Source organism: Eilatimonas milleporae (genome assembly GCF_003688555.1).
GTDB lineage: Bacteria > Pseudomonadota > Alphaproteobacteria > Sphingomonadales > Kordiimonadaceae > Eilatimonas > Eilatimonas milleporae.
Genome location: NZ_REFR01000012.1, coordinates 360,259 through 381,681 on the forward strand (window position 1 = coordinate 360,259; position 21,423 = coordinate 381,681).

General features: G+C 58.9%; 20 protein-coding genes. 18 read left to right on the top strand and 2 right to left on the bottom strand.

Going from position 1 to position 21,423, the window contains the following annotated elements:
* The first annotated feature begins 28 nt into the window (after positions 1–28).
* The 15 genes from BXY39_RS12895 to BXY39_RS12965 are packed head-to-tail and all read left to right on the top strand — an operon-like array spanning position 29 to position 18,009.
* The gene (locus BXY39_RS12895) at positions 29–292 is read left to right on the top strand and encodes a type IV conjugative transfer system protein TraL (RefSeq protein ID WP_121939285.1); all 264 of its coding nucleotides are present in this window, start codon (positions 29–31) and stop codon (positions 290–292) included.
* A complete protein-coding gene (locus BXY39_RS12900) occupies positions 285–926 on the top strand; it encodes a TraE/TraK family type IV conjugative transfer system protein (RefSeq protein ID WP_121939286.1) in 642 nt (213 codons plus the stop codon). The genes BXY39_RS12895 and BXY39_RS12900 overlap by 8 nt, the downstream gene beginning before the upstream one ends.
* Positions 910–1,692: a TraK domain-containing protein gene (locus BXY39_RS12905; protein WP_170163829.1), complete on the top strand. Its 783-nt coding sequence runs from the start codon at positions 910–912 to the stop codon at positions 1,690–1,692. Before BXY39_RS12900 ends, BXY39_RS12905 begins: the two co-directional genes overlap by 17 nt.
* A complete protein-coding gene (locus tag BXY39_RS12910) occupies positions 1,689–2,909 on the top strand; it encodes a TraB/VirB10 family protein (RefSeq protein WP_211332238.1) in 1,221 nt (406 codons plus the stop codon). The genes BXY39_RS12905 and BXY39_RS12910 overlap by 4 nt, the downstream gene beginning before the upstream one ends.
* Positions 2,893–3,414 carry a TraV family lipoprotein gene (locus BXY39_RS12915; protein WP_121939288.1) on the top strand — a complete coding sequence of 174 codons (522 nt, stop codon included), beginning with the start codon at positions 2,893–2,895 and terminating at the stop codon, positions 3,412–3,414. The genes BXY39_RS12910 and BXY39_RS12915 overlap by 17 nt, the downstream gene beginning before the upstream one ends.
* Before the next feature lie 4 nt (positions 3,415–3,418).
* Positions 3,419–5,953: a TraC family protein gene (locus BXY39_RS12920; protein WP_121939289.1), complete on the top strand. Its 2,535-nt coding sequence runs from the start codon at positions 3,419–3,421 to the stop codon at positions 5,951–5,953.
* A complete protein-coding gene (locus BXY39_RS12925) occupies positions 5,950–6,546 on the top strand; it encodes a conjugal transfer protein TraW (protein WP_121939290.1) in 597 nt (198 codons plus the stop codon). Before BXY39_RS12920 ends, BXY39_RS12925 begins: the two co-directional genes overlap by 4 nt.
* Positions 6,539–7,516: a TraU family protein gene (locus tag BXY39_RS12930; protein WP_121939291.1), complete on the top strand. Its 978-nt coding sequence runs from the start codon at positions 6,539–6,541 to the stop codon at positions 7,514–7,516. Before BXY39_RS12925 ends, BXY39_RS12930 begins: the two co-directional genes overlap by 8 nt.
* Positions 7,503–9,500, top strand: a complete 1,998-nt coding sequence (locus BXY39_RS12935) for a hypothetical protein (protein WP_147453577.1) — start codon at positions 7,503–7,505, stop codon at positions 9,498–9,500. The genes BXY39_RS12930 and BXY39_RS12935 overlap by 14 nt, the downstream gene beginning before the upstream one ends.
* Positions 9,501–9,517: 17 nt before the next feature.
* Positions 9,518–11,314, top strand: coding sequence for a conjugal transfer protein TraN (traN, locus tag BXY39_RS12940; protein WP_170163830.1), 1,797 nt, complete (start codon positions 9,518–9,520; stop codon positions 11,312–11,314).
* A complete protein-coding gene (locus BXY39_RS12945; protein WP_121939294.1) occupies positions 11,311–12,051 on the top strand; it encodes a TrbC family F-type conjugative pilus assembly protein in 741 nt (246 codons plus the stop codon). Before traN ends, BXY39_RS12945 begins: the two co-directional genes overlap by 4 nt.
* Positions 12,048–12,551, top strand: a complete 504-nt coding sequence (locus tag BXY39_RS20050; protein ID WP_121939295.1) for a S26 family signal peptidase — start codon at positions 12,048–12,050, stop codon at positions 12,549–12,551. The genes BXY39_RS12945 and BXY39_RS20050 overlap by 4 nt, the downstream gene beginning before the upstream one ends.
* Positions 12,548–13,405, top strand: coding sequence for a conjugal transfer protein TraF (locus BXY39_RS12955; RefSeq protein ID WP_121939296.1), 858 nt, complete (start codon positions 12,548–12,550; stop codon positions 13,403–13,405). Before BXY39_RS20050 ends, BXY39_RS12955 begins: the two co-directional genes overlap by 4 nt.
* A gap of 3 nt (positions 13,406–13,408) precedes the next feature.
* The gene (locus tag BXY39_RS12960) at positions 13,409–14,824 is read left to right on the top strand and encodes a conjugal transfer protein TraH (protein ID WP_121939297.1); all 1,416 of its coding nucleotides are present in this window, start codon (positions 13,409–13,411) and stop codon (positions 14,822–14,824) included.
* On the top strand, positions 14,821–18,009 hold the full coding sequence (locus BXY39_RS12965) for a conjugal transfer protein TraG N-terminal domain-containing protein (protein WP_121939298.1): 3,189 nt from the start codon (positions 14,821–14,823) through the stop codon (positions 18,007–18,009). The genes BXY39_RS12960 and BXY39_RS12965 overlap by 4 nt, the downstream gene beginning before the upstream one ends.
* Positions 18,010–18,034: 25 nt before the next feature.
* Here the strand turns inward: BXY39_RS12965 and BXY39_RS12970 are convergent, their stop codons facing one another.
* The gene (locus BXY39_RS12970; protein WP_121939299.1) at positions 18,035–18,301 is read right to left on the bottom strand and encodes a hypothetical protein; all 267 of its coding nucleotides are present in this window, start codon (positions 18,299–18,301) and stop codon (positions 18,035–18,037) included.
* A 536-nt stretch (positions 18,302–18,837) separates the two neighbouring features.
* Here BXY39_RS12970 and BXY39_RS12975 point away from each other — a divergent pair.
* Complete coding sequence (locus BXY39_RS12975) at positions 18,838–19,056, top strand: hypothetical protein (RefSeq protein WP_121939300.1); 219 nt, start codon at positions 18,838–18,840, stop codon at positions 19,054–19,056.
* A gap of 321 nt (positions 19,057–19,377) precedes the next feature.
* Positions 19,378–19,788: a helix-turn-helix domain-containing protein gene (locus tag BXY39_RS12980; protein WP_121939301.1), complete on the top strand. Its 411-nt coding sequence runs from the start codon at positions 19,378–19,380 to the stop codon at positions 19,786–19,788.
* Positions 19,789–19,961: 173 nt separating this feature from the next.
* Here the strand turns inward: BXY39_RS12980 and BXY39_RS12985 are convergent, their stop codons facing one another.
* Entirely contained in the window at positions 19,962–20,546 is a 585-nt protein-coding gene (locus BXY39_RS12985) for an IS5 family transposase (RefSeq protein WP_121939302.1), read from the bottom strand.
* 558 nt (positions 20,547–21,104) lie between these two features.
* Here BXY39_RS12985 and BXY39_RS12990 point away from each other — a divergent pair.
* On the top strand, positions 21,105–21,423 hold a 319-nt coding region (locus tag BXY39_RS12990), incomplete at its 3' end, for an IS5 family transposase (RefSeq protein WP_121939328.1).

Sequence of the window (21,423 nt, forward strand, 5' to 3'; positions counted from 1 at the left end):
TGCGCAAGGATCAAGCAGGGGACGCATCATGGCACGCATGCCTCAATACCTTCACCAGGATTGGCGGTTTATCGGTCTCGATAGTCAGGAAATCACCCTGGCCGCCCTTTGCTACATCTTTTCGCTGATCATCGGCGGGTGGGCCACGGTGGTCCTGATCGTCCTCCTTTACCAGTTCATCCGTTTCAAACGGTCGAAGCCGCGCGGCTATATGGCCCACCTTTTCTACCGGTTGGGGTTTGGACATTTTCGGGGATACCCGATAGCGGCTGCGGAGACCTTCCATGAATGATCGGGAAACGGTCGAAACAGCCATGGGCAAGACCGGGCCCGGGACCATCCTGTCCATCTATGTGGACCGGTTCGCCAATCTTCTCGCGGATAACCGCATGCTGCGGTTTGTGGCTCTGTGCGCCTTTCTGGCCACGGTGTGGCTGGGCCTGCAGGTGGCCGCCCGCGAAGACCGCACCAAGACCATCGTAGTTCCCTTCGGCGCCGGGGTCGAGAGCCTCTACATGGTCGGTAACAAACCGTCCAAAGCCTATCTGATCGCGATTGGCCGGACCATCGTCCAGCTCCTCGGCACCTACACCAGCGCCGGCTTCGACTTTCAGGCGGACGAAGTCCTGAAACTGGTGCATCCCGAGCGGTATGAGGTTCTGAAAACCACCTTTCGCAATCTGTCCGAACAGTCCCACCGCTACAGTGATGTGCGGTTTGCCGCCTATATCCGCTATGAGGCCGATTTCAAGTTTGGGCCGGATGTGTTCAGCATCCCCGTGAGCCGGGTCCGCATGGTGGGCCTGACGCGCACGGCGGATGCCGGGTATTTCAGGATCGCATACCGGATTGAAGAGTCCAGATTCTGGCTCTGGGACATCACCTTTGAACGTCAGGGGGAGGTGTCCAGTGAACGCCTGGATTAAGTCCGCCCGCATGCTTTGCGCGGTCATGCCGGTCCACATAGTCGCCTTAGGCGCCCAGGCCCAACCGGATGGGCTGGGCGGCAAGAGCGCCTTCCAATCGGTGCTGCCGGACAGGCCGACGAATATTGTCCTCAGCAATGTGGACATCAATCGGATCGTCTGTGTCTCGGGCGACATAGAGGGCCACCGCTTTTCCGAGGAAAAAGGGCTGGTTATCGACACCAGTGGACAGGACGCCTTCGTCAAATTCCAGATCGAGGTCGAAGGCGATGAGCACCGTCATGTGGTGGTCCGCTCGGAAATCTACATCCAATGCGCCGGCGTGACCTACACACTTCTCGCCAAGCCGGTCGATATCGAAGCGCAGACGGTCTATCTGGTCGCGGGGGCCACCAGGCACAAAGAGCAGAATATCGCCCTGTTCGCGCCTCTGTCCGAGGAAGATCGCGCCGTCAAGCTGTCCGTGGACATCCTGCGCGACGAAATCCCCGCAACATTTTCCGTGCATGCGTTTGAAGACCCGTATCAGCGCCATATCCTGCCCAAGCTCGATATCCGTCTGCGGCGTGAAGTCTCCGTCTTGGGCACGGACTATTGGGCGCGGGAATATCTGCTGCGGGCCAGAGCCAGGGTGAATCTGGCGGAACATCGTTTCCTCACGCCGTTTTTCGGGCCGGCCATCTATGCGGTCACTCTGGCCGGACTGAGTTTGGAAGGCGGGGAAGTCGGTCGCGTGGTCATCATTTACCGCGGTGACCGGCCATGAAGATTTGGGACGCTCTCAAACGAGTCTACGCGAGGCTTTCGCCCAACCTGCGCCGTATCCTGACCATCGGGGGTGCCATTGCCGCTGTTGCCGTCGTCTTCAGTGTCGCCGTGATGCTGGGCGGCGGCCAAGACAGTGACCGCAAACCCAGACGTCAGAAAGGCGAAAGCATTTCGCTCGATACCGGTCTCATGGAGGAGACCATCCGTGAGAGCGTCACCGCGGAAACCCGCGTGCTGGGTGAACGGATTGACCGCATGGAAGCGGCTCTGTCGGACTATATGGAGGCGCAGGCAATGATTGGGCGCCTTGAAAGTCCTGCCGGCGTTCCAGCGGAGCCCGTCATGCGGGACGAGTTCGACCCCGAAGATCTGGCCCCGCGCAACGAGCTGGGTGACGGGGTCGTCTTGGACAGGGTCGCCGTCCCCCCGCCGGTGGTGGGCTTTCCCGAGGATGGTGCTGAAAGCGATCTTTACACTGACGCGGCAGAGCCGGTTGAGACCCGGATCATCGGTGGGATCGGCGGGCTCAAGCCCGTGGCCGCGACCGAAACACAGGCCGACGAACAGCGCCGTGTCTTCCTGCCCGTCAGTTTCATGGAGGCGGTCCTTCTCACGGGCCTCGATGCCCTGGTCGGCCAGCAGGCGATGAACAATCCCGAGCCCGTTATCGCCCGTGTTCAGGCGCCGGCCGTCCTGCCCAACGCGGTGCGTGCCAACCTGCAAGGCTGCTTTGTGGTCGGCAATGGGATCGGCATTCTGGCCAAAGAGCGGGTGGATGTGCGCGCCGTCTCCCTGAGCTGCGTGGACATCCATGAGCGCGTAGTCATTGACCAGCCCATTAAAGGGTTTTTCGTCGATGCGGACGGCAAGAAGGGCTTGTCCGGCAATGTGGTCACGCGCGACGGGGCCATCATCGGACAGGCATTTGCCGCCGGCCTTCTGGAAGGCTTCGGCGCCGTGGCGCAGGCTAGCGCCGGGGTCCAGACCATCTCGCCGCTCGGCGCCACGCGGGTTTTCGATGTTCAGGAAGCGGCCATCGCGGGGCTGGGGCAGGGGGTGGCCGGCACCGCCAACAGTCTGCGGGATTATTATCTGGATCTTGCGCGTACCGTGACGCCGGTGATCGAGATCGGCACCAGCAAGACCGTCGTCCTCGTCATTCAGGAAGGCACGTTTCTCGAAATCAAGGAGGTGGAAGATGTGGCAGGCCACTAAGCCGGTTGTCGCACTGGTGCTGGGCGCATGCCTGTCCGGCTGTGCATCGCTGTTTTCCAGCTATGACAATGAATTTTCCTGCAAGAGCGCCGACCATGGCGGATGCGAGCATCCCATGACGGCCTACGAAAAGGCCGTTGCCCATCCGGTTTCCCCGCCGCCGGGCACGCCGGACCCGGACAGTGTGGACGCTGAGGCTGAAGCTGCTCCGGTGGAAGCCGAAGATGCCTATGGCGGCTATCAGCAGGAGGTCTATGCCGAGCTGCGGAATATGTTGCAAGCGCCGGTCACACCCGTTCTGGCACCGCCCACGACAGTCAGAACGCTGATCCTGCCCTACAGCAATCCCAACCGCACCGACCGGCTCTATATGCCGCGCTTTGTCTATTCGGTCGTTGAGACCAGCCGCTTTGTGCTGGGCCGGTATCTCAACACCCAGGACCGGATCATGAGACTGGACCACTTCTTCCGTGCCGCCGAACCACAAGAGAAAACAGGGGAGTAGAACCATGCTTGACTGGCTGCTCGGTGCTGACGGCGGCGCCAAAAGATCCGATTGGACCGACATGGTCGAGCGGGAGACCCTGAGCAGGTTTCTGCCCTATGCGTTCTATGACGAGCATGCAGAAATCTATCATCTCACCGACGGCAGCGTCGGCTACTTCTGGGAAATCTCCCCGGTGGCTTATGGCAGTGGTCCCATCATCCAGGCGGTTACGAGACTGCTCAATCTGGATCTGCCGCAGACGGCCCACGCGCAGTTCTGCCTGTTTGCGGACCCCTATATAGAGCCCTATTTGCGGGACTATCAGCGCATCAAGCTGCGCCAGGAGCGGATCGTGCAAGACAATGTCCGCTCTTACGTGAATTTCTGGCGGGAGAATGAGCGCGGCATGACGCAGATGCGCGGTGTTCCCTTGCGGAATTTCCGGGCGTTTATCTGTCTTAAAACAGACCGTCCCATGGAACCCGACACCATTGGCGGCATCAAACAGTCGTTGGAAAAATTCGGTGTCCGGTCTGTGCCGGCCGAAGGCGACAATGGTTTGGCGGCCATTCTGCGGCGCCTTTTCAGCGACATACGCGAATACCGGGCCGGGACAGTGGATGGGCAAAAACCGCTGCGCAAGCAACTCCTCGACGGCGGCGCGGTCTATGACTTTTCCGGAAAAACGGCGCGGATCGGGGCGCAATATGGCCGGTGCTTCACGCCCAGGGCGCTGCCCAAGCAGATATCCGCCGAGACAGTGAACCGGTTGTTCGGCGGCATCATGGGCGTGATGGATGACATCGCTCAGATCACCGTGCCGTTCCTCTACGTGGTCACCGTTTTCTTTAGGCAGACCAAATCAGAGATCACCACAAAAGCGCAGATCACCGGTGCCCAGAAGGGCGGTGCCAAATTCTCCTTCGAGCTGGAGCGCAGGGTCGAAGAATTTCAGTGGACGACAAGCCAGCTTGAGGCTGGCGAGAAGTTCCTGCGTTTTGTGCCGATCATGTGGCTGTTTGGCTCCTCCGAAGACGAAGCCCGCGAAGCCGTTACCCGCGCCAAGGACATGTGGGAGGATCTCGGATTTGCCGTTCAGGACGAATCCTATCTGAACAAAATCCTGTTCCTGATGTGCTTGCCGTTCGGCTTCTATGACGACGGCAAAAACCTGCAACTCCTGGAGCGTGATTTCATCGCGCCTATCAGTACGCTCGCCAATCTGATCCCGGTACAGGCGGATTTTCGCGGTGCGGGCAAGCCCGCCATTCCGTTCGTGGGCCGCAAGGGACAGGTCATCACTCTCGACCTTTTCCATACGATCATGAACAATCACAACTATCTGGTGGCCGCCACTTCCGGCGCGGGCAAAAGCTTCCTGCTCAACTATCTGACGTTTCAGTATTATGCGCAGAGTTACAAGATCCGGATCATCGATCTCGGCTACTCCTACCAAAAGCTCTGTTCGATCATTGGCGGGCGCTTTCTCGATGTGGGTGAGGAATTCGGGCTGTGCTTCAATCCCTTTGATTTCAAGTCCCGCGATGATGAAGACCATAAGCTGAACCTGCAAACGGCCCAGCATGCGCTCGCGCTTATGTCGTCCAGTGCGTCGGGGCGCGATCTGGACGAAGAGTCCATCAATCTCCTGCGCATGGCCACACGGTGGGTCATCAAAACCGGCAAGGGTGTTCAGGGTGTGGACGCCGCCCGAGAATTTCTGGCCACCTTTCCGGCCCATGCGGAGGAGGAAGTCGAGCAGACCGGCGTCTATGACTTTCTGATCGAGAAGGCGCGCACCCTGGCTTTCAATCTGGCCCCGTTCTGTAGCGAAGGCGAGTACGGGCGGTATTTCAACGGCAAATCCACCTTTGACATTCATGAAGATGATTTTGTCGTGCTTGAGCTGGACCGGCTGAGGCAGTTTCCCCAGCTTTTCAGCGTGGTTGTCCTGCAACTCATGAACGCCGTGACCCAGGATTTGTATTTGGGGGACCGGTCCTGCCCGACACTGATCCTGTTTGACGAGGCGGCCGAGTTCCTCAAGGACAATCTGGCCGGGGGACGGGCCCGCAACTTCCAATCCGTGATCGAGGCCGGCTATCGCCGTGCCCGTAAATATGGAGGCGCCTTTGGCGTGGTGGTCCAGTCGCTTCTGGATTTGGAGGATTTCGGGTCGGTGGGCCAGGTCATTCTTGACAATGCCGCCACCAAATTCCTGTTACAGGCCGACACCTACGGCAAGGCCGCGCAGAAGAAGATCGTCGATCTTGAGGGTTTTGCCCTCGACCTTCTGAAGTCGGTCACGAACAATAAACCGCGCTATTCCGAGGTGATGATCATATCGCCTCTCGGTATCGGGATTGGCCGTCTCCTGGTCGATCCGCATACCTATTATATGTTTTCCACCGCCGCGGAGGATGTGGCCCGCTACGCCAAACTGATCGATCTGGGCCTGACTCCGGCGGAGGCCATAGAAGCCCTTGTGGACAGAAGGGATACGGCCCTCCTGGCCAAGCGGATACCTGCCCCTCATACGCCGGAGGCCGGTGAATGACCGGGCGTCATATAGGCGTGGCTGTGCTCTGTCTGGCGCTGCTGAGCGCCGGCAAGGCGGATGAGCGGATGATCATCGGGCAGGTCTATCCCATTTCCGAACCGGATGCGCTTGCCGAGATCGAACAACGGGTCGCCGATCACACATTCGATCCGGGGGTTTTCGGGCCGGAAGAAAGCTGGTCGGCGTTGCGGTCTCCGGTCCTGCCGGTGGCGGAGGCACATGACCGCCGGTCCGTGGTGCCTCTGTTCACGCTTTCCTTCGATATCCCTGATGGAAACGGAAACATCCTTTATCCCAAAGGCTACACCTTCAATCCGCTGGACTATCTTCCAAGGCTGCAACAGCGCCTGATCATCGTCAATGAGATGCAGCTTGGGTGGGCCCTGGCCGAGGCCGGAGCCTATGACATGATCCTGTTGAGCGGCGGGAATGCGCTGGCTGCCTCTCGCGACCACAAGACCCACATCTACAAACTGGAAGACCGGGTCCGCACACGTCTGGAGGTGCGCGCGGTGCCAAGCATCGTCTGGCAGGAAGACGCGCATTTTATCGTCGAGGAAATCCTTCTTGAGGAGGGCCTTGATGGCTAGGGTCCGTACCACGCTCTGCGCGCTTGTGGTGGGCCTTATGGCGACCCTGACCGGGCAGGTTGGCGCCACGCCTTGCGACCAGGGTTTCATCAACCCGCTCACCAGGGTCCACTGGTCCTGCATCTTTCCCTTTCAAATCGCGGGCATTTCCATCGGCAACAGATCCCCCTTGGATGCGGACAATCCGCGTTCACCGATCTGCTTCTGCCCGTCGTCCTTCGGGCTGCCTTTGCCGGGGATCCGGGTCAATTTCTGGTCCCCGAACAGGTGGATCGACACGGTCGAAAACCCCGGCTGCATGATGCCGCTGGGCGTCGATGTGATGGAGACGGATGGCCGTCTGCACGGCGGGTCCCGCCATACCTACCGCCAAGGCACCACCTTTGCGCAGATGCACTATTACATTGCCCCCGTCTGGGCGATCCTCGGCCTGTTCACGGACATTCCCTGCCTTGATGAAAGCGGCTTTGACGTCGCCATGATGTCCGAGGTTTTGCCCACCTATCAGAATGAGATTCTGGGCGCGATCATCAATCCGGAAGCCGTTCTGTTCGGCAATCCCGCGGCATTGCTGGCATGCGTGTCGGACGCCGCCATGTCTCACACAGGCGGTACGATCGATACATTGTTCTGGTGCATGGGCGGGTGGGGGTTGAGCTATCCCATGGGCGGCCGTTCCAGCAGTGCCGACCATGTGGAGGCCAATGCGGCCATCGCGGCCAAGCAGATCTTCATGATGGGGCGCCTGGGTTTGCTGCGCAACAGCACCCGCAACGGCTGCGGGGAGCGTCTGGCGCCGATCTGGACCAAGTCCCTCTACAAATTGCAGATGATGGAGCCGGTCAAGCAGTCCGGATGCGTCAATATCGGGCGCACCGGCCTGATCTGGTCGGGCATGAAACATCCGCCGAACGAGGATAATTACGCGTGGCAGATTTTCGAGAAGGTGTTTTGCTGTGTCACGCCGTAATCCGGCAAAGCGGTGGAGCCTTCTCTGCGCGGCCGGGCTGGCGGTGGCCGGCGGGAGTGCGCTTGGCCAGGACAGACAGGAGCAGACCGACAAGGCCCGCACCGTCTATGAAGCCATTGAAAACCGCATAGGCTCCCGACAGGCGGTCGAGCAAAATCTCACGTCGCCGCTCATCTCCGGGATGTCCTTCACCACGCTGGATGGCCAGACCAACTTCCAGAAGCAACTATCCTGTCCGTCGTCAGCCAGCTATCTGGAGATATTCTTTGGCCTGGGCGCGGGCGGTGATCTGTCACCGGTCTATCTCAAGCAGGATACCGATTTTGACGGCAGTTTCGATGTCAATGCCGCGCTGCCCGTGCCCGTATCGGGTGTCTGCGCCAATGGTGTGATTGGCTGCGCCCCAGGCACATGGACCGAGTGTACTCCCTATCTGTGGCATGCCAATGACCAGGGCCGCATCACCTTGCAGCCCAGCGGGCTTGCGGCACTGGCCGGGTGTTACTGCGTCAACAATAGCTGTGGGTCGGGCCTGGGCTTTGCCAACCGCGATACCATTCTGGACGACCTGGCCGGCGGCATGGCCGGGGCCCTCATGCGTCAAGATCCGCGCTATGCCGTCAGCGCCGTCCAGAAACAGGATTTTCTGATCCGTCTGTCCGGCCAGGACACCCGTGCCTGCGCGGCGGAACCGGACACTCCCCAGCACGCCTATTATGACGATGCCTCTACCCTCTCGTCGGATGCTTTTGCCGCCGCGTCCGGGGACCGTGTGCACGGCCTGATCGCCGGTGTCCCATCCGGTGAAGAGACCCTTCTCACCCACAAGAGCTGCCGGGTCGAACGGCAGGTAACCCTGGAAGAGATCCTCGGTATCGATATCATCAGCCGTGTCACGTCCACCCACCCTTATGACGAACAGGGCTGCGCCGGTGATCCGGACTGCTTCCTGTTCGCCATTGGCGACGGGGAAAATAACGGGCTTCGCGCGCGCGATGCGGCGGTCCGGGAAGAGGGATGCGGGTATTTCCACGAGGAAATCGTCTGGTCCATCGACCATGTGGACCGGATCACGGACGCCACCCTGTTGGATGCGGTCTATGAGGATCAGATCGCCGTCAGGGTCAATGATATCCTGATCTTTTCCACAGGCGGCTATGACGGGGTCAACCGTCCATCCGATTGTCAGGTCAATGACCAGAAAACCGTCAGCATCAATCGCAGCTTCAAGGACGCCCTGCAGGACGGTACCAATCGTCTGATCTTCTCGATCGCGGTCAAGGACAAAGGCAGCGGCCAGCTTCGGGCGCGCGTGCGCTACGAGCCGTCATGCGCATTGGAGGAGACCATTGACGATACCTGCGCCCCTCATGCTGAAAGTGACCAGTGTCGTCTTGTCGATGAGATCGTGGATAGTGTGCCGACCTTCCGCAATGGCGGCCGCACGGGCCTGACGCCTCTGGCGGGGAGCCGCACGCTCCATGGCGCAAAGTGTTCACGGTCTTTCACGCGGCCCTGGTTCGACCGGGCGCGCACCTATGAATGTGAAACCGACGGTCCGGGCCGCCGTGCCTTCGACTTCTCGCGGCCCGCGCATATTCTGGGCAATTCCACTGTGGATGACTATGCCGACCGGCTGCCTGCCGGTGGTGATCAGTTCCGGTCCCTCACGGGTCCGTACTCGGCGCGGTTCGATATGGGCATCCCGGACTGTGAACAGATCTGCAAGACCAGCTTTCAGACAGAGGATACGGACGTCTCAAACACGGGCGTCGTCAATACGCTTCTGAACGAGGCGCGGACCATCCAATACCAATATCACCAGTGCGCCGCCGGTGTGTGCCCGGTCGGGCCCGGTGAGGAGATCGTCGAGGATTGCGGGTGTCTCAGCGATTTCAACGACGCGCTCCTTCTCATGCAAACCTTCCGCTTGGCGGGTCAGGACCTGATATGCACCAGTGGCGTCAAAAAGCCCTTGCAATAGCGTGGATGCTTGTGTGCATGGCCGCAAGCGCGGTTGAGGCGCAGGGCATGCAAGAATGGCAGGGACAGACCGTATGCGGCATCGATCATAATTTTGACGGTGATTATGACGGCGAGGGGGAGATTGCCGTCTGTGACAATGGTGTGTGTCCGCTTACGGCGCAGGCGTGCATCACCAATCGGGTGCGGCAAGTCTGTGATCCCGATGAGCAGATCACCACATGCGCCCCGGATGAAACCATTGAGGAATGCGAACCGGATGTGGTCACGCGCCAGTGTGATCCCGACACCACCAGACGTGAGTGCGACCCGGACACCCGCCGTCGGGTGTGCGATCCTGATACCCGGCGCCGGGTGTGCGACCCAGATACGACCCGCCGTGAGTGTGATCCTCCGACCACCCGCCAGGAGTGCGATCCTCCAACAACACGGCGGGAATGCACGCCCCAGCCGCCGCGCGAGGAATGCACCCCTGCCCATTGGGATTATATCTGCCATGACGAGGAGTCCTGGCGCTGCCCCCTCGACGGCAGACGCTGCCAGCCTCACGCCTTTTGCCATAATGTGGATGGTGGTGAATTTGATCAGGGATCGCGGGGCTATGCCTGTGTGCGTCTGGTGGAAGAAATATGCACCCGCACCCGTATTCCCAGACAGTGCCGGAACGTACCGCAACCCGACGTCTGCCGTACTGTGACCGTTCCCGGTCAGTGTCGTACCGTGACGGTGCCGGGGGCCTGCCGCACCGTGACCGTGCCGGGCCGGTGCCGTTGGGAGACGGTTCCGGGCCAGTGCCGTTGGGAGACGGTTCCGGGTCAATGCCGCACTGTGATCGTCCCGGGCCCATGCCGTGACGTGACGGTGCCGGGGGCATGCACCACCCGTACCGTCCCCGGCGAATGTGTGCAGGAGACGATCCCCGGAGAGTGCCGGGATGAGCCCTTACCGGATGCCTGTCCCATTGCCGGTGTGGATCAGTGTCATATGGGTGCGGATGGCGTCAGCCGGTGTTCCGATACGCTTTGCGTGGATACCGGCCGGACGCCGATCGAAGATATCCAGCGTGAGCGGCATTATTATGTGGATGATGGTGCGCGCGACGCATCGGGCGAATGTCTGAATGACATACAAGTCTTTACAGGCCGTGGCATGGACTGCCAGCGTCCCGGTTTGCTCACACTTTTCCGGAATTGCTGCAAAAACCGCGGCGAAATCTTACGGGATTCGTCCGGCGGTGTGGGAATGGCCACGGGCGCGACCGTGGTCTCGGCGCTCTTTGCCGGAGCCGAAGCCGCCACCAGTGCGCTGTTGGGCGGTGCCACGGCCAGTGGTGCCGCCAGTGCCGGAACGGCGGCCATGGCCGCGGTGGCAGGCCCGGCGGCGATTGGGGCAGGGGTCTATCTGCTCTTTACCGAACTGCTGGGTTTTGGATGCGATGCGCAGGACATGGAGACGGCCGCGCTCGACGGCTCCGGCATGTGTCATTTTATCAACACCTATTGCGTGGCGCGGATACCGTTCATTGGATGTGTTCAAAAAGCCCGGTCGTATTGCTGTTTCAACAGCAAGCTGGGGAGGATCATTCATCAACAGGGCCGCGCACAGCTCCGTGCGTTCAATGAAGGCTGGGGTGAGCCGAAAGATCCCATATGCCGGGGCTTCACACCGGCGGAGTTTCAGGCGCTGAACTTCGCGGACATGGACTTGAGCGAGTATTACGACGAACTCGCCGCGCAAACCGAAGCACAGATGCTGGATGCTTTCGAGGAAGGTCTTGAAGCCTACATCTCGATTGGACGGGAGACGGAGGGATGACCCGGCTGGCTCTCAGTTTTGGGCTCTGCCTTGTGTTCGGCGGCGTGGCTTATGGCCAGGACACGGACCCGAACGCTGCCGGGAAGGGGCCGGACTTCAAGATTATAGAACCGGATGACGAGATTGCACGCAGAGCCAGGGAAGCGGCGGAATGGGTCCGCCGCAAGGGCATGGCCGATATCACCCCCCAGATGTCGGACCGGGCCCGCAAAGCGCTCGGTGTAATCGAGAGCGGGGCGAAGAGCGAGACGGTAACTACGGATAGTCCGCAGAAGTCGTTTCAGGCAATCCTCTTCGCCTCGCAATCGATCCCCCGAGTTGTTCTAAGACGGTACGCCCGCCAGTTGGCCAAGGTCAATGGTGTCATCGTCTTCCGGGGTGTTCCCGGTGGTTTGTCAAAACTCGGTCCGCTTTTGGAGCTGACCCAGAGCATCATTCTGGAAGACCCGGACTGCAAGCGGCCGGACTGTGCGGTTTACGATGTGGGGGTGCTCCTGGACCCGCTGATTTTTAGAGAAAACCAAGTAACGCACGTCCCGGCTGTCATGATCGTGGACCGAGACCCATTCCGGTCTTATTGCCAGCGCCCTGATGACGAAAAGGCGGCTTCGGTCTCGCGTTTCATTACCTATGGCGATGCGCATTTTACCGGGCATTTGGAAGCCTTGGAAAAACAGGGTGACCGACGTGCTTCCCTTCTATTGCGCGCTTTTGAGGAGGAGGTCGCAGAGCCATGAGATTTGTACTGTATCAGATATGGTTACCTGTGCTGCGTGCGTGGTCCTGGGTGTTGGTATTCCTATTGGCGCTCTCTGCAATGGGTTCCATTACAGGCAGTTTTGCAAGCCAATATGTCTGGACGGCGATGGATTCCGTGCCAGGTATCTTATTCGTCAAGCGTCCTGACCAAGATGTGCGCCGTGGGCATGTGGTTCTTGTTAAGCGCATTGATCCCCTGATGCCGAAAAACGTCCATAACCTCACAAAGTTGGCCCTGTGCATGCCGGGCGATGAGTTGCGCCGGATCGGTCTGATTTTTGTCTGCAATGGCCGTCTGATCTCGGTGGCCAAAAGCGAGACGCAAAGCGGCCTGCCGCTGGAGGTGTTCGACTGGTCCGGCGGGCCTGTCCCGGATGGGGTTTTCTTTGCGGGTTCGCCCCATCCCGACGGCTATGACAGCCGGTATTTCGGTCTCGTGCCGCTGGACCGGGCCACGGTTCTGGAGGCCATACTATGACCGGTCTGTTTTTCTGGCGTGTGCATATCCACCTGATCGTCCTGGGCGCCACCGTCGTTTGCGTGTCGTGCGGCCTTCTGGCGGACGGTGAGGTGTCCGTGAAACGGGGCTGGAACTGGTATGACGATCCAGCCGGGAAAACCTTGCCGGAGCCTGAGGACGATCTGGCCCATGAGCCCGTAATCCCGCCGATGGAGCGGCTGCGAAAGATGCGGCCTGCTGCCGTGGGCGATCTGATGGCGGCCCAGCTTTCATACGCCATTGTCAGTGAAGATGTGGGCGAGGTCGCGCAGTATTACCAGTTGCTGGATTTTGTGCGCCGCCGGTCCCGTGCCTTTACCGCCTTGTCGGGTGTGGCGCTGCTTCAGCATCCCCAACTCAATGCCCGGTCCAGCTACCCCATCACGAATGCGGGCCGTACCGCTGACAGCAAGGCCCGCAAGCAGGACCGGTCCCGCCGCCTGATCGCCGAGCGGGGAGAGTTCGCGCTGGTGATGTTCAGCAAAAAAAGCTGTGCCTACTGCGACGTTCAGTGGGGTGTTCTCCAGTCCTTCAGGGACCGCACCGGGTGGACGATCCGACGGCTGGATATTGAGGCATATCCCGACCGGGCCGCCCGCATGAATGTGCAGGGCACCCCTATGACCATTCTGATCCGGCGCGACAGCGAGGACTATTTCCCCGTCGCTGTTGGCGCGGAAAGCCTGCCCGTGGTGGCCGATAACGCCTACCGCGCCATAAGGGTCCTCAAAGGCGAAATCGGCCTCAAGCAATTCCTGACGGATGAAAGCGACGATGGCGGATTTTTTGATCCTGCCGGCACCGTCGCCGGCATCGCCCATCATGGAGACTGAAGCATGTGCCTGACACGATCCCTGTTGAGAGGTGTTTGCCTGTCTGCTGTTCTGACGCTGACAATTTGTCTGTCACCGGCTTATGCGCAGGATTGGACGGAGCGGTGGTTCGATTCACAGACGGCCCAAGGGCCGTCGTCGTTTGAGGCTCAGCGTCGGGGCTATCTGTCCGGTGGTCAGTTCAACGGTCGCTTCAGGATGACCACGGACACTCTCTTCAGTGTCACCCCGACCCGGTTGCGGGCGGGATGCGGCGGGATCGACCTGTTTGCCGGAGGGCTGAGTTTTCTGGACCCGGAATATCTCGTGGAAAAATTTGAAAACATCCTTCAGGCAGCGCCCGCTTTGGCTTTCAGCATGGCTCTGAAGGCCCACTGTGAAACCTGTGAAGACGTCATGTCCAAACTGGAAGGGGCGTCCAGTTTTCTCAATGCCATTCAGGTCAATGATTGCCGCATGTCCAATCAGGTCGCAAAGCTGATTGCGGGCGATAATCCGGACTTTTTCGCGAACGTCCTGGAGGAGGCGACGGGCAGCCGCTCCCTGGAAGAGGGGTGGCAGAAGCACTATCATGGCACACAGCAGGCCATTCGGGACAACAACAACGCCCCGCCCGAGGACCTGCACGATGAAGTCTCCGCCTGTCCCACCGCCATCAGGGAACTCTTTGCAGACGGGTCCGTTATCGCCAATGCGGCGGAGCGGGTGGGTATGGGGTCCATGGCCTCGCTGGTGCGGGGATATATCGGGGATGTGCTGATCAGTTGGCCGTCCAATGCCAATGCGCCGGTGATCCGCTCCATTGACCGGTGTCCCGGCAATGACCGGTTTTCCTCTTATGATTTTCTGACGGGTGAGGTTATGGCCCGGCCTGCCGATGGCGGCCCCTGTGTTCCGGCCACCAACATCTCCGTGGTGAATATGGTGCGTGACAATATGACGGAGATCGGCACCGCCATACGTGCGCGGCGTCGTTTTACCCCTGAAGAGATCCGTTTCATCAATCAGTCGGCGCAACCCGTCTGGCAGATCATGAAGAACGGTATCGTGCGCGGGGCGGAGGCGCAGGCCATCAATGCCTATCAATGGCCGATAGCCGCATCGCTCTCCTACCGGATCTTCGACGATCTTTTGACCAATGTGGATTTTCTGATCAACAAGGCCCTGACCGATGCGATTACGCCCGGCGTTGATCCCGGTGTGGCGGCGCGCGGTGCCTGTAATCTCGCCATCTATGAACCGGCCCGCGCCAAGCTTCAGCGCTTGCGCGGTGAACTGGTGGATGCCCGCCGGGTCACGGGCAGGGCCTACAGAATAACGGTGGCCGAACAGCATGCCTTTGCCGCTCAAGCGGCCCTGTTCGAGGCGGAGAACCAACTCGCGTGGGAGGACTATGTCAAAGGTCAGACGGAGCGATGACGCCTTACCGCCATGTGTGCGTCCTGAGCGCTGTTCTTGCCGGCCTGTCCTGGCCGGCCCATGCCATTGAAATGGATTACATCACGTACAACGGTTTCAACCAGGTCGTTTCCGCTTTTCAGTATATCGCCTTCTTTTTCTCCAATACTGATTATGGCGGTATCGTCTTCGTGGCCGCAGTGCTTGGACTTGCCGCCGGGGCCGTGTCCAGCATGGTCCGGCAAAACCGGGAAGACGGCACCATCCGGAACTGGCTGTTGATGTTTATGGTCGGGGCAGGGCTCTTTATCGCCTTCATCGTGCCGCGCGGCACCATCCATGTGTATGACCGTACACTGAATGCCTATCAGCCCGTGGCCGGTGTGCCGGACGGTATCATTCTGGTTGCCGGTCTGACCAATCTCATCGAGGTGATCGGCGCTGAAATCGCCAATGCCTCCAGCCCGGTCCCATATGAAAACAACGCGGACGGACTGTTGTTCAAACTGATCAACAACACCTTCCAGGCGGGGCCCATCCTTCTCAGCGAATATTTCTGGGAAAACATCAAGACCTATTACATCGGGTGCGGTCAGGTGGCGTCCGTCCTTCCCGGCACCGGGTTCAATCTCGATGAGTTGAACAGGAACTCGACCGATTTGCTGGTCACTTTTGCCAGTGCCCAATCTGAGGCCGTGGAAATCCCCTGGCGCACGCAGGCCAATCCGGCCGGCACCATGAGGACCTGCACGGATGCGTATACCGATATCAATACAGCTCTGATGGCGCCGGGCAATTACCTCCAGTTCACCCGGTCTCTGTGTTCCAGCGTCGGCTTCGACATGGCTGATTTTGCCCAGCGAGGTCGCTGCTTTAATCTGATGGATGAGATCGTGCCGACCGTCTTTGGCCAGACCGGTGACCGGGTGACCTATCTTCGGTCCGTGGCGCTGGCACTCGCTATGCAGGAGGCCGCTGCGGATATTGACCCTTCCCGGTCCATCGCGGCGGAAACCAACCGGAGCATGATCACGCAGGCGGCCGGACTTTTGACCTTTGCCTCGCAATACGGCCAGTCCATCCGTGCCGGTTTCCTGGCGGCGGCCATGAGCACGCTTCCGCTCATCATGCTGTTCCTGGTCACGCCCCTCAGGTTCCGGGTGCTCAGCCTGAGTGTAGGGTTTTTCGTGTTCGTGACGCTTTGGGGCGTCATCGATATAGGCTTGCAATCCGTGCTCATGGGGATCGCGTATGATGCCTTTGAGGATGTACACCGGAACAATCTGGCGTTCGACGCCATCATGTTGACGCCGCCGGCGTCGGTGAAAGCCCTGAATGTTTTTGGCACGAGCAGGCTGATCTCCATCAGTTTGGCCAGTACCATTGTCATCCTTATGTTCCGCTTCTCCGGCTACAGTTTTGGCCAACTGACCGTGCCCTTTGGGCACCGTGGCGAGGACATCGGCAACCGGTCGGCCGAAGCGCGCCTCAATCCGGAACGGCTGTCAGAAGGGACAGCGTCGAGAGCCCAGGCCGCCGGGTCCTTCACGGGCATGGCGGCGGTGGGACCGGGCAGTTTTCAGGGGATGGCGGCGTCCAGATCCGGGACCCTCGTGCAGGAACTGGGGCGCCATGAAGGCTTCGTGCAGAGAGGCGCGTCCCAGGGTTTTACCGGACATGCGCTCTACGGCATGGCCGGGGTGGCCACCGGCGGGCAGGCGGCGGGCCGGGTCGAAGGGGTCAACCGGCAGGCCGGGCCTTCGGTGACGGGGATTTCCAATACCACCGCGGAAACCGGAGCAACCGGTGCCGAGCGGGAAATACTGGATGCGCAGGCGTTCGAGCAGCAGACCCGCCGTTTGGCTGAATTTGCCGGCATATCGCAGGACCAGGCCAAGAGCTTGATGACCAGTTATGGGCCTGCCAGTGAAGCGGGCAGGGTGTCATCCTATGACGGCGATATGAACCGGGCCTTCCAGACCGTGCGCGTCACCGAGGCACAGCGGATCGGGGCTGCCGAGGGGGTTTCCGATGCGGCCATGCGGGCCGGGATGACCCCGGAACAGTCCGCCAGGGCGGAAAGCTTCATGGGCGGCCTTCGCCAGACAGGCGCTGTCAGACAGTTTGAACAGGCCCCGGAACGCAATGCAGATACCTATACACGGGCGGGTGCCGTGGATGTGACCAGGACTGTCGGCGCCGTGCGCGGGCTCGAAACGACGGCACAGCGGCAAGCCCAATCCCCGGAAACCCTGGCGCAGAAGATTGCCAGCCTTGACGCACAGGACCATGGGGAGCGGCGCATGCGGGAATCCGCTTTTGCCAAGGCTTATGGCCTGGAGGAAAGCGATCTCTACCAGATGAGCAATGGCGGCATCGAGGTCGCCATCAACGACCGCAGCATGCAAGCCTTCGGCAGCCATATGACCAATGACCAGTGGATGGCGGCGCAGACCGGTGGGGCCATGTCCGTCTATTTTGATCCGGAGTCCTTCGAGATCGGCCGTATGGACGTCCGCAGCGGTCGCAGCGGTACGCAGGACGATACCGTCCACTTTCTGGAGGGACAGCGTGTCGATGCCAGGCAGGGAACGGACGGCGGTCAGACCCTGTTCCGCTTCGCGGAACTGGCGGAAGCGGGGCATTTTGACGGGGTCAGCAAGTTTGCCCGCCTGTTGGAGAAGGCCGAGGCCGAGGGGACCACGGCGAGTTTTTCCGACAGTTTGGCACAGCAGACCTCAGGCTATCTCAACGCAATTGCCGGCAAGGATATCTCTTACCTGTCGTCGGACAGCGATACAGGCACCAAAGAGGCTTATGCCCGTGCGAGTGTCGGGACGGGGGCAATTCCCTTTCTGAAGCTGTTTGGCAATCTTGAAGCTGGTGGAAGCACCAGTCGCTCATTTGCGGATATTGATTCAAGTCAACTGGTCAATCGGTATGACTTTTGGAATGATCAAACACAGCAGCTTTGGGGCAGAACCATTGGCTCAGAAGCGCCGGAGGGTACATCATTTGATCGCAGTCAGGCTTTCCTTGAGGGGCTAAACGATCTCCGAGATGAAGCTGGGCGTATACGGGAGTGGACCAAGGGCTTGGAATATGACGATGAACAGAATGTTAACGGCGAAAATCCTAGTGATGAAAAGACCGACAAGATCAAGCCAGGCGGCGACAGCCAGAAGCTTCCTATCGAGCGCTCTTGATCGCTTCATGAATGATGGAGGCAACCTAGTCTTTGAGGCGCTGATACATCTGATTGGCAAACCAGCTACCTGCCGCGAAACTCAGCGATAAAAATGACAGCATCCCAGAAAATACCAATGCCGATAAACCCTCGGTATTCTGCATTGGATTGGTGAAATAATAGATTGCGCCGATTAACAGGAGCAGGGATGCTCCGGCATAGATGAACCGGGCGGCTCCATAACTGACGCTGCCGCCATAGTGCAGGGCTTCCGCGATACGCTCTTGCCTATCAATGTTTCGCTCATCCATAGGGTTTCTCCATTCCTGGTCGTATTATAGCAGACTGGTTGAACAATGGGAATCCGGGGGTTGAGAGAAAGATAGGGTCGGGGTTTTGGTTTTCAGCAGAGTGTCTAAGCGTTCACCTTCAGCGCGCTCAGCGGCCGTCATATGGATATAGAAAACGTCATCGGCTGATTTCGCCATGGTTCAATCCGCGCCTTTCCGTGCTGTACATCGTTGTATCGCGATAGCGCGTTCACCGCGAATTAACGCATCTAAAAGTTTTGCGTGAGCCTTGACCTTTTATCCATAGACAACAAGGATGGGGGTCCTGGCTGTCCATATCCGGCCAGGGGAGGACCGGAAAGCCTCCGACTAGGAACCAGGTTGCAACGGTGTGACCGGATGGCGGCGCCAAGGGAGAGCCTTGGCGGACATTGTCCTATGGCAGTGTTGCCATGTCCAAGCTAACGGAGGGCGGCTTGCTGCTCTGCCGCGCTAAAAGCCCGCAATGGTCCTAGCCATTCTTTCCGGAAGCAGCTGGTTCAACTAGGAAATTCTATATGAAATCCGCTTTTTCCAATGGAACTGATGGCACCATTCGCAAGATACCGAGACTGCAAGATCATATATCGCATGATGAAGCGGTGAGAGTGCTGAAAACGATTTACGGACACCGGGCCATCTATGAGGTCATCGTGCGCCTGGGAAAAGCCGCGGTACGCGGACATGGGGAGAATGTTCTCTTCTGGCTGAAAGTGTACCGGCTTATTCTCCACTAATTTAAGATTGACTTCATACAAGTTTTTGTGAGTATGCCGGCTCTGACAGCGCACTGTCAGGCGGGACCGGAAACCCGCATGCTAGGAACAACCCGCGCCTCACCTATGGAATTGGTGGTGTCCGGATGACTGTGTTGTGGAGAGATTCCATGACCTTTAGGCTCTGTACAAGCTCCCGGTTCGGCCGAGCTAAAGGCGCAGTCTGCTTACCTAGGGCAGCTTTCCGGCATCCGGCACAATATATTCAAGGCAGACAGGTGATTGAGAAACATCCAAGAGGTTTCTCAGCCTTATCTGTCATTTCCAAGGGAGGGAAGGCCGATGGAAGGTATTCTCCAAGCTCAATCCCGCAAGGGGAATTATGATGCGCGCAAAGCTGACGAAACCGATAAATACATTGGCAGGAGGATCAGGCGCTTCCGAAAATTATTGGGCCTGTCACAAACTGTGCTCGCCGAGTCCGTAGGTCTAAGCTACCAACAAATACAAAAATACGAAACTGGGGCAAACCGGCTATCAGGCGGCCGATTATACCTGATCGCAACTGTTCTTGGGCGTAATATCACTGATTTTTTCCCTCCTGTTATCGAAAAATCAAGTGATCAGATAAACCCCTTAGAAGGTCCATATGATGTGGAAAGGATCAACAATCCCCATGTGCGGGTCTGTATTAAAGACATGGTAAAAACGATCATATCCTTGCAAACGGATACGCCGAGAGAAATTCTCTAAGGACCAGTACCTTTGCCTTAAGAGGACCCAACCCTATCCCAACTCAAGGCGGAGACGAGGAAATGTGTTCTCTGTTAAAAAACAAAGGGTTCAGAAACCTGCCCCTTCGCCGGCTGGCTCGGCCAATCCTAGAGCGTAACGCCCTATAGATTTCAATATACTAGGCTCCGGCCTTATAACCAATAGCAGACGGTTGCGGTGAGTTGGAGAGCGGTGAGGAAGTTCTGTGCGAGCTTTTCGTATCGGGTTGCGATGCGTCGGAAGTTCATGAGCCGGCTAAACATGCGTTCGATGGCATTGCGGTCGCGGTAGAGGAAAGGCGAGAAGCTGGACTTCCAACGGCGGTTGCGCTTGGGCGGGATGTTTGGTGCGACCCCGCAGGTTTCGATTTGGCGGCGCAATCGATCGCTGTCGTAGCTCTTGTCGGCGTGGAGCAGCCCGGTGGCGGTCATCTGCTCGATCAAGGCCTCTGCGGCTGTGCAGTCAGCCATATTGCCCGGCGTCAGCAGGAAGGTGACCGGCCGACAGTCCGCATCACTCAGCGCATGGATCTTGGTGGTGCGCCCGCCGCGACTGCGGCTGATGGTTTGGGCACGCCCCCCCCCTTTTACCGTCGGCAGCACAGCGATGGGCGCATACCGCCAAAAGCACCGCCGGCGGGCCGCCCTCGGCCGCCAGCGCGTGGAAAACCTCCGCCCGCAACCCTTCGCCACCCAACGCACAAAGCGGTTGTAGAGCGTCTTGCGCGGGCCATACAGATGGCGCGGCGCGTCTGGTCAGCGGCCGCCGTTCTGCAACACATGCACGATCCCGGAGATCATCCGGCGGTCGTCACCCCGTGCAACGCCCCGCCGTGAGTCCTAATTTATGGGTCCTGAGCCTATGATGGCTGGGATGTCTTGACACATAAGATGCAACTATCCCAGAAGGAAAGCTGCGGATCTCAGGATGCTTATGGCACATAAGATACAACCGCATTGATGCATAAAACGCGATTATTCTTACATCGTCGATCTATAAAAAGCGACAGCCCGCCTGTAAATTTCAGAAGTAGTTTAGACTCAAAGCTTTCAACAGAGCTAACTTATAAAAGCGGACAATTAGGGGAGCAGGTCAACACTTCCCTTCATCGTCTGTCTCCTCGTTGGAAGAACAGGCTAACTTCAAAGCGCTGACGTTTCAGGCGAGCAGGTAAGTAAATCCGAAAATCTTAAACGCGTGCTATCGGCAGTTATATTAGGCCGTAAACTCATAAACGGGCTTCCCTCATAGGCAGTTTGGTGCTTCGGTCCCTTGAGATGCTTAGGGAGTGAGTTTTGGTCCATCGATATGATCTAACAGACTTTGAATGGTCGGTGATTGGGCCGGTCCTGCCACAGAAATCACGGGGCGTACCGCGCGTTGATGATAGGCGCGTTTTGAACGGTATCTTTTGGGTTCTGCGTTCTGGCGCGCCTTGGGCGGATTTACCTGGGCGCTATGGGCCACCAACGACCTGCTATAATCGCTTCCGCCGCTGGACGAAAGCGGGCATCTGGGACCAGATTATGGACGCAATCACAGATGCTTACGGTGGTGATGTACGGATGATTGATGGAACGAGTGTCCGGGTCCATCACTCCGCAGCCACTTTAA